This window comes from Hamadaea tsunoensis DSM 44101 (genome assembly GCF_000428945.1).
In the GTDB taxonomy this organism is placed as follows: domain Bacteria; phylum Actinomycetota; class Actinomycetes; order Mycobacteriales; family Micromonosporaceae; genus Hamadaea; species Hamadaea tsunoensis.
On record NZ_AUAX01000008.1, the window covers coordinates 59,693 to 74,140 of the forward strand.

The 14,448-nt window shown below is 70.5% G+C and carries 15 protein-coding genes; 3 read left to right on the forward strand and 12 right to left on the reverse strand.

Features of this window, described 5'->3' with window-relative positions; translation table 11 throughout:
• Positions 1–6: 6 nt before the first annotated feature.
• The 5 genes from carB to pyrR are packed head-to-tail and all read right to left on the reverse strand — an operon-like array spanning position 7 to position 7,181.
• Positions 7–3,351 carry a carbamoyl-phosphate synthase large subunit gene (gene carB, locus G401_RS0116495; protein WP_027343379.1) on the reverse strand — a complete coding sequence of 1,115 codons (3,345 nt, stop codon included), beginning with the start codon at positions 3,349–3,351 and terminating at the stop codon, positions 7–9.
• A complete protein-coding gene (carA, locus tag G401_RS0116500; protein ID WP_027343380.1) occupies positions 3,351–4,466 on the reverse strand; it encodes a glutamine-hydrolyzing carbamoyl-phosphate synthase small subunit in 1,116 nt (371 codons plus the stop codon). Before carA ends, carB begins: the two co-directional genes overlap by 1 nt.
• Positions 4,463–5,755: a dihydroorotase gene (locus tag G401_RS0116505; protein WP_034591910.1), complete on the reverse strand. Its 1,293-nt coding sequence runs from the start codon at positions 5,753–5,755 to the stop codon at positions 4,463–4,465. Before G401_RS0116505 ends, carA begins: the two co-directional genes overlap by 4 nt.
• Positions 5,722–6,642: an aspartate carbamoyltransferase catalytic subunit gene (locus G401_RS0116510; RefSeq protein WP_027343382.1), complete on the reverse strand. Its 921-nt coding sequence runs from the start codon at positions 6,640–6,642 to the stop codon at positions 5,722–5,724. Before G401_RS0116510 ends, G401_RS0116505 begins: the two co-directional genes overlap by 34 nt.
• A complete protein-coding gene (gene pyrR, locus G401_RS0116515; RefSeq protein WP_027343383.1) occupies positions 6,639–7,181 on the reverse strand; it encodes a bifunctional pyr operon transcriptional regulator/uracil phosphoribosyltransferase PyrR in 543 nt (180 codons plus the stop codon). The genes G401_RS0116510 and pyrR overlap by 4 nt, the downstream gene beginning before the upstream one ends.
• A gap of 339 nt (positions 7,182–7,520) precedes the next feature.
• On the opposite strand from pyrR, the gene bldD reads away from it, so the two are divergent.
• The gene (gene bldD / locus G401_RS0116520; RefSeq protein WP_027343384.1) at positions 7,521–8,027 is read left to right on the forward strand and encodes a transcriptional regulator BldD; all 507 of its coding nucleotides are present in this window, start codon (positions 7,521–7,523) and stop codon (positions 8,025–8,027) included.
• Between the two features lie 340 nt (positions 8,028–8,367).
• Here the strand turns inward: bldD and nusB are convergent, their stop codons facing one another.
• The 4 genes from nusB to aroB all read right to left on the reverse strand — a co-directional run bounded on the left by nusB (position 8,368) and on the right by aroB (position 11,041).
• Positions 8,368–8,775, reverse strand: coding sequence for a transcription antitermination factor NusB (gene nusB / locus G401_RS0116525; RefSeq protein ID WP_211240765.1), 408 nt, complete (start codon positions 8,773–8,775; stop codon positions 8,368–8,370).
• A gap of 51 nt (positions 8,776–8,826) precedes the next feature.
• Positions 8,827–9,384 carry an elongation factor P gene (gene efp, locus G401_RS0116530; protein WP_027343386.1) on the reverse strand — a complete coding sequence of 186 codons (558 nt, stop codon included), beginning with the start codon at positions 9,382–9,384 and terminating at the stop codon, positions 8,827–8,829.
• A gap of 140 nt (positions 9,385–9,524) precedes the next feature.
• Entirely contained in the window at positions 9,525–9,965 is a 441-nt protein-coding gene (aroQ, locus tag G401_RS0116535; protein ID WP_027343387.1) for a type II 3-dehydroquinate dehydratase, read from the reverse strand.
• A complete protein-coding gene (gene aroB / locus G401_RS0116540) occupies positions 9,962–11,041 on the reverse strand; it encodes a 3-dehydroquinate synthase (RefSeq protein WP_027343388.1) in 1,080 nt (359 codons plus the stop codon). The genes aroQ and aroB overlap by 4 nt, the downstream gene beginning before the upstream one ends.
• 87 nt (positions 11,042–11,128) lie before the next feature.
• Between aroB and G401_RS55865 the strand changes: the two genes are divergently transcribed.
• Positions 11,129–11,710, forward strand: a complete 582-nt coding sequence (locus G401_RS55865; RefSeq protein WP_157545797.1) for a hypothetical protein — start codon at positions 11,129–11,131, stop codon at positions 11,708–11,710.
• A gap of 21 nt (positions 11,711–11,731) precedes the next feature.
• On the opposite strand, the gene G401_RS0116555 is transcribed toward G401_RS55865, so the two are convergent.
• The 3 genes from G401_RS0116555 to G401_RS0116565 all read right to left on the reverse strand — a co-directional run bounded on the left by G401_RS0116555 (position 11,732) and on the right by G401_RS0116565 (position 13,765).
• Positions 11,732–12,238, reverse strand: a complete 507-nt coding sequence (locus tag G401_RS0116555) for a shikimate kinase (protein WP_027343391.1) — start codon at positions 12,236–12,238, stop codon at positions 11,732–11,734.
• Entirely contained in the window at positions 12,235–13,413 is a 1,179-nt protein-coding gene (gene aroC, locus G401_RS0116560; protein WP_027343392.1) for a chorismate synthase, read from the reverse strand. The genes G401_RS0116555 and aroC overlap by 4 nt, the downstream gene beginning before the upstream one ends.
• Before the next feature lie 91 nt (positions 13,414–13,504).
• Positions 13,505–13,765, reverse strand: coding sequence for a hypothetical protein (locus tag G401_RS0116565; protein ID WP_027343393.1), 261 nt, complete (start codon positions 13,763–13,765; stop codon positions 13,505–13,507).
• 53 nt (positions 13,766–13,818) lie between these two features.
• Here G401_RS0116565 and G401_RS52790 point away from each other — a divergent pair, with 53 nt between their 5' ends.
• On the forward strand, positions 13,819–14,421 hold the full coding sequence (locus tag G401_RS52790; protein ID WP_027343394.1) for a class I SAM-dependent methyltransferase: 603 nt from the start codon (positions 13,819–13,821) through the stop codon (positions 14,419–14,421).
• Positions 14,422–14,448: the final 27 nt, after the last annotated feature.

Sequence of the window (14,448 nt, forward strand, 5' to 3'; positions counted from 1 at the left end):
ACCTCCTTACGCGGCGAGCTCGGGACGCAGCGCCGCGTGGAGCTCTTGCAGTGGCCGTACGCGCATGTCACCGCGGATCAGGGCCTCGATGCCCATGACCGCGGCCGCAGCGCCCGGCACGGTGGTGATGCACGGGATGTCCGCGCCCACGGCGGCCGAGCGGATCTCGTAGCCGTCGGAGCGCGCGTGCGCACCGGAGCCCTGCGGCGTGTTGATGACGAGGGCGACCTCGCCACCGGTGATGAGCGCCACCGCGTCGCGCAGGTCGCCGGCGTAGTGCTTGCCGACGATCTCGCAGGCGATGCCGTGCCGGCGCAGCACCCCGCCGGTGCCCTCGGTCGCGATGATCTCGAAACCGAGGTCGGCCAGGCGCTTGACCGGGAAGATCATCGCCCGCTTGTCGCGGTTGGCGACGCTCACGAAGATCTTGCCAGTCGTCGGCAGCGACCCGTACGCGGCCGCCTGCGACTTGGCGAACGCCTGACCGAACGCGATGTCGATGCCCATGACCTCGCCGGTGGACTTCATCTCCGGCCCGAGCAGGGAATCGACACCCTTGCCGGCCGGCGTACGGAAGCGCTTGAAGGGCAGCACCGCCTCCTTGACGGCGATGGGCGCGTGCTCCGGGGTGAGACCACCATCACCTTCGGCGAGCAGCATGCCCTCGGCCCGGAGGTCCGCGATCGTGGCCCCGAGCATGATCCGGGCGGCCGCCTTCGCCAGCGGGACGGCGGTCGCCTTCGAGACGAACGGCACCGTACGCGACGCGCGCGGGTTCGCCTCCAGCACGTACAGCGAGTCGTCCTTGAGCGCGTACTGGACGTTGAGCAGGCCCCTGACGCCGACCCCGCGGGCGATCTTCTCGGTGTACTCGCGGACGGCCTTGATGTGCTGGACGCCCAGGGTGATCGGCGGCAGCGCGCACGAGGAGTCGCCGCTGTGGATGCCGGCCTCCTCGATGTGCTCCATCACGCCGCCGAGGTAGACCTCGCCGTCGGCGTCGCACAGCGCGTCCACGTCGATCTCGATGGCGTCGTCGAGGAACCGGTCGACCAGCACCGGGTGCTCCGGCGAGATGTCGGTGGCCCGCTGGATGTAGCCGGCCAGCGTCTCGTCGTCGTAGACGATCTCCATGCCGCGGCCGCCGAGCACGTACGACGGGCGTACCAGGACGGGGTAGCCGACCTCGTCGGCGATCCGCTTGGCGTCGTCGAACGAGGTGGCCGTGCCGTGGGCCGGGGCGCGCAGGCCCGCCTTGGCCAGCACCGCGCCGAACGCACCGCGCTCCTCGGCGAGGTGGATCGACTCCGGGCTGGTGCCGACGATCGGTACGCCGGCCGCCTTGAGCCGCCGGGCCAGGCCGAGCGGGGTCTGCCCGCCCAGCTGGACGATGACGCCCACGACGCCGGGACCGCCGGCGGCCAGGCCGGAGGTGTGCTCGGCGTGGTAGACCTCCAGCACGTCCTCGAAGGTCAGCGGCTCGAAGTAGAGCCGGTCGGCCGTATCGTAGTCCGTCGAGACGGTCTCCGGGTTGCAGTTGACCATCACGGTCTCGAAGCCCGCAGCCCGCAGCGCCATCACCGCGTGGACGCACGAGTAGTCGAACTCGATGCCCTGCCCGATCCGGTTCGGGCCCGAGCCGAGGATGAGCACCTTCGACCGGTCCGACGGGGCGACCTCGGTCTCCTCGTCGTAGGTCGAGTAGTGGTAGGGCGTCTTCGCGGCGAACTCCGCCGCGCAGGTGTCGACCGTCTTGTAGACCGGCCGCACGCCCATCCGGTGGCGCAGCGTGCGTACGCCGTCCTCGCCGGCCAGTTCCGGGCGCAGGGCCGCCAGCTGCCGGTCGGACACGCCGGCCCGCTTGGCCCGGCGCAGCAGCTCCTCGTCGAGGACCGGGGCGTCCTCGACGTCGCGGCGCAGCCGGATCAGCGACTCGATCTGGGTCAGGAACCACGGGTCGATGCCGCCGGACGCCTGGTGCACCTGCTCGACCGTGGCGCCCAGCCGCAGCGCCGCCTCCACCGTGTACAGCCGGCCGTCGTGCGGGGTCTTCAGGGCCGACAGCGCCGCGTCCGCGTCGAAGTACGCGTCCGCGACCGTCCAGAAGCCGGCCTGCTTGGTCTCCATCGAGCGCATCGCCTTGCCGAGCGCCTCGGTGAAGTTGCGGCCCAGGCTCATCGCCTCGCCGACGGACTTCATCGTGGTGGTCAGCTCCGGGTCGGCGCCGGGGAACTTCTCGAAGGCGAAGCGCGGGATCTTCACGACGACGTAGTCCAGCGCGGGCTCGAAGGCGGCCGGCGTCTGCAGCGTGATGTCGTTGGGGATCTCGTCGAGGGTGTAGCCGATGGCGAGCTTCGCCGCGATCTTCGCGATCGGGAAGCCGGTCGCCTTCGACGCCAGCGCCGAGGACCGCGACACCCGCGGGTTCATCTCGATGACGACGATCCGGCCGTCGACCGGGTTGATCGCGAACTGGATGTTGCAGCCGCCGGTGTCCACGCCGACCTCGCGCAGCACGGCGATGCCGAGGTCGCGCATCACCTGGTACTCGCGGTCGGTCAGGGTCATCGCCGGGGCGACGGTGACCGAGTCTCCCGTGTGGACGCCCATCGGGTCGAGGTTCTCGATGGAGCAGATGACGACGACGTTGTCGTGCTTGTCGCGCATCAGCTCCAGCTCGTACTCCTTCCAGCCGAGCACGCTCTCCTCGATGAGGACCTCGTGCACCGGCGAGGCGGCCAGGCCGCTGCCCGCGATCCGCTCCAGCTCCTCGGGCGTGTGCGGCATGCCGGAACCCAGGCCGCCCATGGTGAAGCTCGGCCGCACGACCACCGGCAGGCCCAGCTCGTCGGCGGTCTCGCGGACCTCCTCCATCGAGTGGCACACCCGCGAGCGCGGCACGAGCCCTTCGGCCCCGAGCCCCGTGCGTACCCCGGCCTTGGCGACGATCTCCTTGAAGAGCTGCCGGTCCTCACCCCGCCGGATCGCGTCGATGTTCGCGCCGATCAGCTCCACCTTGAACTTCTCGAGTACGCCGGACTCGTGCAGCGCCACCGCCGTGTTCAGCGCGGTCTGGCCGCCCAGCGTCGGCAGGATCGCGTCGGGGCGCTCCCGCTCGATCACCTTCGTGACGAAGTCCGGCGTGATCGGCTCGACGTAGGTCGCGTCGGCGAACTCCGGGTCCGTCATGATCGTCGCCGGGTTGGAGTTCACCAGCGAGACGCGGATCCCCTCCGCCCGCAGGACGCGGCACGCCTGCGTACCGGAGTAGTCGAACTCGCACGCCTGGCCGATCACGATCGGGCCGGAGCCGATGACCAGGATGTGCTTGAGATCTTCCCGCTTCGGCATCAGCGCTTCCCCTCGGCGAACTCGACCAGCTCCACGAACCGGTCGAACAGGTAGTCGGCGTCGTGCGTACCGGCCGCGGCTTCGGGGTGGTACTGCACGGTGAAGGCGGGCACGTCCAGCGCCCGCAGGCCTTCGACCACGTTGTCGTTGAGGCAGACGTGCGAGACCTCGACCCGGCCGAAGTCGGTGTCGACGACCATGTCCAGCGGCGCGTCGACGGCGAAGCCGTGGTTGTGGCTGGTCACCTCGACCTTGCCGGTGGTGCGGTCCATCACCGGCTGGTTGATCCCGCGGTGGCCGTAGCCGAGCTTGTAGGTGCCGAAGCCGAGCGCGCGGCCGAGGATCTGGCTGCCGAAGCAGATGCCGAACAGCGGGATGCCCCGGCGCATGACCTCGCGGGCCAGCGCCACCGGGTGGTCGGCCGTGGCCGGGTCGCCGGGTCCGGGCGAGAAGAAGACCGCGTCCGGGTTCACCGCGAGCAGGTCGTCCAGAGTGGACGACACCGGCATGATGTGCGTCGTCACGCCGCGCGCCGCGAGCCGCCGCGCCACGTTCCGCTTGATGCCCAGATCCAGCGCCGCGACCGTGTAACGCTTGTCCCCCACCGCTTCCACCGTGTACGCCGTCGGCGTGCTCACCTCGGCGGACAGGTCGGCGCCGGCCATCTCGGGCGACTGGCGTACCTTGGCGAGCAGGGCGAGGTGGTCGGTGTCCACACTGGAGATGCCGACCCGCATCGCGCCGCGCTCGCGCAGGTGCCGGGTCAGCGCCCGGGTGTCGATGCCGGCGATGCCGACGACGCCTTCGCGCTTGAGCCGGTCCTCCAGTTCCCCGGTGGAGCGCCAGTTCGACGCCTCCCGCGAGGGGTCGCGCACCACGTAGCCGGCGACCCAGATCCGGTCCGACTCGTCGTCCTCGTCGTTGACGCCGGTGTTGCCGATGTGCGGGGCGGTCTGCACGACGACCTGGCGGTGGAAGGACGGGTCGGTCAGCGTCTCCTGGTAGCCGGTCATGCCGGTGGTGAACACCGCCTCGCCGAACGTCTCGCCGATGGCACCGAAGGCCTCGCCGGTGAAGGTCCGCCCGTCTTCGAGGACCAATATCGCTTTGCTCACTGGCTTGCCTTTCCGTCGAAAGCCGTGCGTACGCCGCGCAGGAACGTCGCCACCACGCGGCCGGGCAGCTCCATCCCCGCGTACGGGGTGTTGGAGCTGAGGCTCGCGAGGGCGCCCGGATCGACGGTGATCCGGGCCTGCGGGTCGAAGAGCGTGAAGGTGGCGGGCGCGCCGTCCGCCGGGGTGTGCCCGTGCTCGGCGAGCCCCGCGATCCGGGCCGGCGTACGCGACATCCGGTCGGCGATCAGCTCCCAGTCCGGGCCGAGCACGGAGAAGACGATCCCGAGCGCGGTTTCCAGGCCGAGCATGCCCGGGCGCGCGTACGCCCACTCGCAGTCCTTGTCGTGCCCGGCGTGCGGGGCGTGATCGGTGGCCACGATGTCGATGACCCCGTCCGTGAGCCCCTGCCGCAGGGCGTCGACGTCGGACTGCGTACGCAGTGGCGGGTTGACCTTGTAGACCGGGTCGTAGCCGCCGGCCTTCTCGTCGGTCAGCAGCAGGTGGTGCGGCGTGACCTCGGCCGTGACGCGTACGCCGCGGGCCTTCGCCTGCCGGATGATGTCGACCGAGCCGGCCGTCGAGACATGGCAGACGTGCAGCCGCGCGCCCGTGTGCTCGGCGAGCAGCACGTCCCGGGCGATGATCGCCTCCTCCGCGACGCTGGGCCAGCCGGTCAGCCCGAGCCGGGCCGACACCTCGCCCTCGTGCATCTGCGCGCCCTGGGTGAGCCGGGGCTCCTCGGCGTGCTGGGCGATGACACCGTCGAACGCCTTGACGTACTCCAGCGCGCGGCGCATGAGGCGCGGGTCGTGCACGCACATGCCGTCGTCGGAGAAGACGCGTACGCGCGCCGCCGACTCGGCCATCGCGCCGAGCTCGGCCAGCTGCTCGCCGGCCAGGCCCACGGTGACGGCGCCGATCGGCTGCACGTCGACCAGGCCCGCCTCGCGGCCGAGCCGCCAGACCTGCTCGACGACGCCGGCCGTGTCCGCGACCGGGGTGGTGTTCGCCATCGCGCAGACGGCCGTGAACCCGCCGAGCGCCGCGGCGCGGGAGCCGGTCAGCACCGTCTCGGCGTCCTCACGGCCGGGTTCGCGCAGATGGGTGTGCAGGTCGACCAGGCCCGGCAGGGCGATCAGGCCGGTGCCGTCGATGACCTCTTCGTCACCGGTCGGGGTTCCGCCGATCAGCCCGTCGCGGACGACGAGGTCGGTGGGGTCGCCGCCGAGCACGGAGACGTTGCGGATCAGATAGCTCACGAGCGGCCTCCGAGCAAGAGATAGAGACAGGCCATCCGGACCGAGACCCCGTTGGCGACCTGTTCGACGATGGTGGAGCGGGGCGAGTCGGCCACGTCCGGAGCGATCTCGACGCCCCGGTTCATCGGGCCCGGGTGCATGACGATCGCGTGGTCCGGCAGCCGGCGTACGCGCGCGGCGTCGAGCCCGTACCGGCGGGAGTACTCGTGCCAGGACGGGAAGAACGCGGCGTTCATCCGCTCCTTCTGCACCCGCAGCATCATCACGACGTCCGCCTCGGGCAGCACGGCGTCGATGTCGTAGCCGACGCGTACGTCGGGGGTCAGGGTCTCGAACACCGGCGGGACCAGCGTCGGCGGCCCCACCAGGGTGACCTTCGCCCCCAGCGTGTGCAGCAGCAGCGCGTTCGACCGGGCGACCCGGCTGTGCAGGACGTCGCCCACGATCGCCACGTTCAGCCCGGCGACCGTCCCCAGCCGCGAGCGCATCGTGTACGTGTCGAGCAGCGCCTGGGTGGGGTGCTCGTGCGTACCGTCGCCGGCGTTCAGGACACTGCCGTGCACCCAGTTGACCAGCCGGTTGGGCGCGCCGGAGGCGGGATGGCGGATGACGACCGCGTCGGCGCCCATCGCCTGCAACGTCCAGGCGGTGTCCTTGAGCGACTCGCCCTTCTCCACGCTCGACCCCTTGGCCGAGAAGTTCACCACGTCCGCGCTCAGCCGCTTCGCCGCCACCTCGAAGGATGTACGCGTCCGCGTACTGTCCTCGTAGAAGAGGTTGACCACGGTGCGGCCGCGCAGGGTCGGCAGCTTCTTGACCTCGCGGCCGGCGACGGTGGCCATCTCGGCCGCGATGTCGTGGATGAGGGTGGCGGTCGGCGCGTCCAGGTCGGCGGCGCTGAGCAGGTGCTTGATCATGCCGGGGTCCCCTCGGTCAGCCGGACCTCATCGGTGCCGTCGGTCTCCTTGAGCAGGACGCGGACCTGCTCGGCGAGCGCGGTCGGGATGTTCTTGCCGACGTAGTCGGCGCGGATCGGCAGCTGGCGGTGGCCGCGGTCGACGAGGACGGCGAGCTGGACGGCGGCCGGCCGGCCGAGGTCACTCAGCGCATCCAGTGCGGCCCGGACGGTACGCCCGGAGAACAGCACGTCATCGACCAGAATTACTCTGCGTCCATCGATGCCGCCGGTCGGCAGCTCGGTGTGGCCCACGGCTCGCGTGGAGTGACGGTTCAGGTCGTCGCGGTAGAGCGTGATGTCGAGCGTGCCGACCGGGGTCGGCTGCTGCTCAAAGGCGAGGATGCGCTCGGCGAGGCGCTGGGCCAGCGGCACGCCCCGGGTCGCGATGCCGAGGAGGACGACGTCCCCGGCGCCCTGCGTCTTCTCCAGGATCTGATGAGCGATCCGGTCGAGTACGCGATGAATGTCGGTTTCCGCGAGTATAACTTTGTACGCCAAAGCGCACCTCTCCTTCCCCGCCTCACGGGACGGGTCTTAAAGGAAACGGCTTTACGGAATGGTCGAGGATCCCGAGTCCGGACGCGAGCCATCCTCAAGATCTTCGCCAGATGACCCTATCAAACGGCGCTGACCAGCCCCGAGTCGGGGCGCTCCGGCGATTCGGGCGGACGTACGCCAGCCGTTCGGCCATGGCGCTTCCAACAACTGGCCTAGCAGCACTTGACCACGGGCAGTAATCGCGGATACCGTCACGCTGCGTAGCGATCACCGGCCGGCGGCGAGACCACCTCGCCCGGGCCGTCGGACTTTGCAGTCAGCACTGTGGGAGGGATCTCGATGTCGACGGAATACTCCAGGTCACTGGGTGCCCGGCTGCGATCCATCCGCACCCAGCAGGGCCTTTCCCTGCAGGGCGTGGAGGAGAAGTCGAACGGGCGCTGGAAGGCCGTGGTCGTCGGCTCCTACGAACGCGGCGACCGCGCCGTCACCGTGTCGCGCCTCGCGGAACTCGCCGACTTCTACCGCGTACCGGTCTCGGAGCTGCTGCCCGACGGTGCCGAGGTCAAGCAGTCCGAGGAGCGCGCCCAGAAGATCGTGCTGGACCTGGAGAAGCTCTACGAGTCCTCGAACGAGGAGCTCGGCTTCGTGGCCCGGTACGCCCGTGCCATCCAGCAGCAGCGCGGCGACTACAACGGCCGCATCCTGACGATCCGCGCCGACGACATGCGCGCCCTCGCGATCGTCTACGACAAGAGCCCCTCGGAGCTGACCGACCGCCTGGCCGAACTCGGCGTGCTCGTCCCGGACCCGCGCGCCTTCTTCGCCAACCAGCAGCAGCAGTAATATGGCCCGCCCTTCGGGCGGAGCAGGGCACTCGGCCCTTATGCGACGTCCGTCGGCACAGAGATCCTCAACCGCTTCGCGCTTGCGGATCTTGCACCGCCGGACGTCGCGGCCGAGCGCCGACGTGGTCCAGCGACGTGAACGTCGAAAGCCCGCCACCTTTCGGTGGCGGGCTTTTTCGTGTCGCGCCGATCCGCGGCGAAGGATGCGTCGCCCCACTCACCTGGCAGTGCAGGCCCCGCCCGGGTTTGGCGGGGCCGGAGCGGTCTCCCGCGCGAGGAGCGGAGGTGAGATCGACGAACCCGGGACAAAATGCCTATAAAAGGATCTTGATCTTGATCTAGTGGGAGTAGTCCGCGATACGTCCCAGGAGGCCGTTGAGGAAGCGCGGGCTGTCATCCGTGGACAGCTCCTTCGCCAGCTCCACCGCCTCCGTGATCGCCACCGGGTCGTCCACCTCTTCGACGTAGAGGATCTCGTAGACGGCGATGCGCGCCAGGTTGCGGTCGACGACCGGCATGCGGTCGATCGTCCAGCCCTCGGCGTAGCTCGCGATCAGCTCGTCGATCCGGTCCAGGTGCTCGGCGACGCCCTCGACGACACTCACCGCGTACGGCAGATGCTCCGGACGCGGGTGTTCCAGTCGCTCGACGTACTCGCTCAGCGTGCGGGCGATGTTGCGGTCGCGCAGGTCGGCCTCGTAGAGGACGTCCAGTGCCCGCTTGCGTGCCTTGCGGCGGGCGGGCATCTGCGACTTCGGAGCCTCAGCCATCAGCCACCCCTGCGGTGTGCGAGGCCATTACGAGCGACCCAGGTAACGCCCGTCGCGGGTGTCGACCTTGATCTTCTCGCCGGTGGTGATGAACAGCGGAACCTGGATGGTCGCGCCGGTCTCGAGCGTGGCGGGCTTGGTGCCGCCGGTCGAGCGGTCGCCCTGCAGGCCCGGCTCGGTGTAGGTGACCACGAGGAAGACCGAGGTCGCCATCTCGACGTAGAGCGGGACGCCCTCGTGGGTCGCGACCACGACCTCGGCCTCGGGCAGCATGTAGTTGGCGTTGTCGCCGACCGTCGCCGAGGGCACGTGGATCTGGTCGTAGGTGTCGAGGTCCATGAAGACGAAGTCGTCGCCGTCCGGGTAGAGGTACTGCATCGCCCGCTTGTCGACGTTGGCGGTCTCGACCTTGGTGCCGGCGTTGAAGGTCTTGTCCACGACCTTGCCCGACAGCACGTGCTTGAGCGTCGTACGCACGAACGCCGGGCCCTTGCCTGGCTTCACGTGCTGGAACTCGACTACGGTCCACAGCTCGTTGTCGAGGTTGAGCACCAAGCCGTTCTTGAGATCGTTCGTGCTGGCCACTGCGAAGCTCCCGAATGTGATCCCGCCGGGCTGAGCCCGCGCGCTGGAGATTGAAAACGAACAAGTCGAACCAGTTTACCGGGGTCTGATCAGGTGCCCCAAGCCGAGGGTGCGCATGATCACCGGCCGTGACCGGCGCCTCACGCCGCGCTGGTGAGGCGGATCGCCAGGTGTTCGAGCGCCAGCCGGTACCCGTCGACGCCGAGTCCGCAGATCACACCGGCGGCCACAGCGGAGATCACCGAGTGGTGCCGGAACTCCTCGCGCGCGTGGATGTTCGACAGGTGCACCTCGACGAGCGGCCCGGTGAGCTGGGCGCACGCGTCGCGCAACGCGTACGAGTAGTGGCTCCAGGCGCCCGGGTTCAGCACGACCGCCGCGCCCTCGTCGGCCGCGCCGTGGATCCACCGGATCAGCTCGGCCTCGTCGTCGGTCTGGCGGCACTCGACCGCCAGCCCGAGCCGCTCGCCGTCCGCCACGCAGTTCTTCACCAGGTCGGCGTACGAGGTCAGGCCGTAGATGTTCGTCTGGCGCGTACCGAGGCGGCCCAGGTTGACCCCATTGAAGACGTAGACCTTCATGCCGCCGGCTCCCGCGTCAGTTCCTCGTAGGCCGCGCGCAGCAGCTCCTCGTCGTCCACCGCCACGGTCTCCGGCTTGCCGACGTCCGCGAGCAGCACGAACCGCAGAGCGGCTCCGCGCGCCTTCTTGTCCACCCGCATCGCCGCGAGCAGGTCGTCCCAGGCGTCCGCCCGGTAGGTGGTCGGCAGGTCGAGGCTCGTCAGGATCCGCCGGGTCCGCTCCACCACGTCCACCCTGCCCGTACGCCGGGAGACGATCGCCGCGTACACCATGCCGACGGCGACCGCGTGCCCGTGCGGCCACCGGTACGCCTCGACCCGCTCGATCGCGTGGCCGAGGGTGTGCCCGTAGTTGAGGATCTCGCGCAGCCCCTGCTCGGTGAGGTCCTCGGCGACCACGTGGGCCTTGACGCGGACCTTGCGCTCGACGAGTTCGCGCAACACCGGCCCGGCCGGGTCGACGGCGGCCGCCGGATCGGCCTCGACGAGGTCCAGGATCACCGGGTCGGCGATGAAGCCGCCCTTGACCACCTCGGCGAGCCCGGCGCGCAGCTGGGCGGGCGGCAGGGTGTCCAGTGCGGACAGTTCACACAGGACACCGACCGGTGGGTGGAAGGCGCCGACGAGGTTCTTGCCGGCGCCGAGGTTGACGCCCGTCTTGCCGCCGAGCGCCGCGTCCACCATGCCGTTGATGCTGGTCGACAGCGACACCCAGGGCACGCCGCGCAGCCAGCAGGCGGCGACGAAGCCGGCCAGGTCGGTCGCGGCTCCCCCGCCGACCCCCACGATCGCGTCCGTACGCGTGAACCCGGCCGCGCCGAGCGCGTCCCAGCACTGCTGGGCGGTGGCGATCGTCTTGCCGGCCTCGGCGTCGGCGACCTCGATCGGCAGAACGGTGTAGCCCGCCTCGATCAGGGCGTGCGTCGCGTGCTGGGCGTAGTGCTCGACCGTACGCGTGAAGACCACCGCGACGCGGGTCGCCTTGCCGACCAGCGCGGGCAGCTCGGTATGCAGCCCGCGGCCGACGAGAACGTCGTAGGGCTGCTCGCCGCCAACGGGAATGACCGTGTTTTCCATCGCTGTACAGCCTATCCGATCACATGATCATCAAGATCGGCGCGCGCGGGTTGTCCCGCGTATCGGTCGGTCCTAGCGTGTCCGACCGTGCGTAGGACATTCTTCACGGGGGCTGCCACGATCGCCGTCGCGGCGCTGGCAGCCCTGGCCCTCACCGGTTGCGGGCCCGACGAACCGGCGGTTTCCGCCCCCACGATCGCCGCCACCGTGGCCTCGGCCGATCCCAGCCCGCCCGCGTCGCTCGCAGCGAGCGCGTCCCCGAGTGCGAGCGCATGGGCGGCGAGCCCCAGCGGCGTACCCTCGAAGTCGCCAGCGGCGTCGCCCCGGCCCGCCTCCCCCAAGCCGAAGCCGTCCCCGAAGGGGAAGCTCGTCGTCAAGTCTGTGCAGGTCACCGCAGCCTTCTCGGGATCGACCTTCCAGGTGACCGTGACCGTCAAGACGACCGGCTACGGAACGGCGAGCGCCGAGTACTTCATCGGCGGCGTCGGCAGCGCGGGCGGCGGCAAGCGCGGATCGCTGACCGTCACCGGGACGGGCACCAATACGATCGTGAAGCGCGTGTCGTTCGCGCCGCCGTGGTGCCACGGCGGCGCGACGACGGCCTTCTTCGACCTGATGGACCCCGGGATCTGGCCGAAGCCCGGGCTCGTCGAGAAATCCTGTCCGTGAGCCCCGCTCCGGGATGCCCCGCTACGCGGTGGTGAGGGCGTCCCGGAGTTCGGCGACGATCTCCTCCGGCTCGCGCCCGTCGGTCTTCGCCGTGACCACCGCGACCTCCTCGTAGAGCGGCCGCCGCTGGTCGAGCAGCACCTTGAGGGTCGCGCGCGGATTCAGCGACAGCAGCGGCCGGCCCTGGCCGAGGTCGATCCGCTTGATCGCCTCGGTGAACTCGACGCTGAGGTAGACGACGGTGTGCCCGGCGAGCCCCGCGCGGGTCTCGGCGGCGAGGATCGCCCCGCCGCCCAGCGAGACGACTCCTTCGGCGGACTCCAGCGCGTCGGCGACCGCCTGGCGTTCGAGCGCCCGGAAGTGGTCTTCGCCGTCGTCGACGAAGATCTCCGGGATCGGCTTGCCGGCCCGCTCGACGATGAGCTCGTCCACGTCGGTGAACGGTACGCCGAGCGCCTCGGCCAGCAGCGGCCCGATGGTGGACTTGCCGCTGCCGGGCGCGCCGACGAGGACCGCGACGGGCTTCATCGGACGACCAGGTTCTCGAGGTAGCCGGCGACGTTCCGGCGGATCTCCGCGATCGAGTCGCCGCCGAACTTCTCCAGCGCGGCCTCGGCGAGGACCAGGGCGACCATGGCCTCGGCGACGACGGCGGCGGCCGGCACGGCGCAGACGTCCGAGCGCTGGTTGATCGCGGTCGCCTGCTCGCCCGTGGTGACGTCGATCGTGCTGAGCGCCCGGTTGAGCGACGAGATCGGCTTCATGGCCGCGCGTACGCGCAGCGGCTGGCCGTTGGAGATGCCGCCTTCGAGGCCGCCGGCCCGGTCGGTGCTGCGCAGGACGCCGTCGGGACCGGGGAAGATCTCGTCGTGCGCGACCGAGCCCCGGGAACGGGCCTGGGTCCACGCGTCGCCGATCTCCACGCCCTTGATCGCCTGGATCGACATCAGCGCGGCGGCGAGCCGGGAGTCGAGCTTGCGGTCCCACTGGGTGTGGCTGCCGAGGCCCGGCGGCACCCCGTACGCGAGCACCTCCACGACGCCGCCGAGGGTGTCGGCGTCCTTCTTGGCCGCGTCGACCTCGGCCACCATGAGCGCGCTCGCCTCGGGGTCGAGGCAGCGCAGCGGGTCGGCGTCGATGCGCTCGGCGTCGGCCGGCACCGGCACGAGTCCCGGCTTGGCGGCGACCGGGCCCAGCTCGACGACGTGCGAGACGATCTCGATGCCGAGGCCCTGCAGCAGCAGCGCCTTCGCGACCGCGCCGACCGCGACGCGGGCCGCGGTCTCCCGGGCGCTCGCGCGCTCCAGGATCGGGCGGGCGTCGGTGTGGCCGTACTTCTGCATGCCGGCCAGGTCGGCGTGGCCGGGCCGGGGCCGGGTCAGCGGCGCGTTGCGGGCCAGGCTGGCCAGCAGGTCGGGGTCCACCGGGTCGGCCGCCATGACGGTCTCCCACTTCGGCCACTCCGAGTTGCCGACCTCGATCGCGACCGGGCTGCCGAGGGTGAGACCGTGGCGTACACCGCCGGTGACCGTCACGACGTCCTGCTCGAAGGACATCCGCGCCCCGCGGCCGTAACCGAGCCGTCGACGGGCGAGGTCGCGCCCGATACCGGCGCTCGTGATCTCGATTCCGGCGGGCAGGCCGTCGAGCACGGCCGTCAGCGACGGTCCGTGCGACTCTCCCGCGGTGAGCCAACGCAACATCCGATCAGTCTGTCACGCTGGGGCGGCGGCCCGTTCCGGGTGGTGGCGCGTCCCACGATCCGCGCATCCGGGCCGCACCCCGGAGGCACGGTCACAGGCGCTGTGCGAGGAATTCCAGGGCCTCGTCGAGCTTCTCGAAGATCTCGTCGTACCCGGCGATGAAGTAGCCCCGGTCGCGGATCAGGGTCACGCCCCACTGCGACCGGTCGGCCATCCCGTCGAGCACGGCCACCCGGCCCTCCCGGGAGACCGTGATCGCGACAGCGCCCGTCGGATAGGTCAGTACGTCGACCGGAGCGGCTCCCAGAACGCCCGAAACTATCTGGCTGAGCCGCGACACCTCGTCTTCCATGGCACCCTCCGATGGCAGGCGGCAACAGTAACTTCCCGCGTACTCTCCGCGCTATGGACCTGGAGATCCGCGACACCCGATCGACGTACGAGGTGGTGGCGGGTGAGTTCGCCCGGGCGCAGGCCGAAGGCCATCCCGAACTGCGACATGACATCGATTCATTCGCGCGCATGCTTCCGCCCGCACTCCTCGTCGCCGACGTCGGCTGCGGTCCGGGAAGAGACCTGACTCTGTTGCGGGCGGCGGGAATGCGGGCCGTCGGGTTCGACCTGACCGAGGCGATGCTGCGCGTCGGCGGGCGGTCCGGGGTCGCCCAGGCGGACATGCGCCACCTGCCGGTGCGTACCGGGGCGCTGGACGGAATCTGGTGCCAGGCGGCACTGCTGCACATCCCCCACCGATACGCGCCGGCCGTCGTGGCCGAGTTCGCCCGCTGCGTACGCGCCGGCGGGGCGGTGCACCTGGCGGTCGCCGAAGGCTCCGGCGAGGGCTGGGAGGAGTTCGCCTACGGGAGCGACGGGCGGCGCTGGTTCGCGTACCACACCGAGGAGTCGCTGGGCGGACTGCTGGCCGCGCACGGGCTGGCGGTCGTCGAGGTCCGGCGCCACCACCACCGCCGCGACTGGCTGAGGATGCTGGCTGTGCGCAACGCGTAATCCGTTTGTAAGGACCATGGCGGCGGG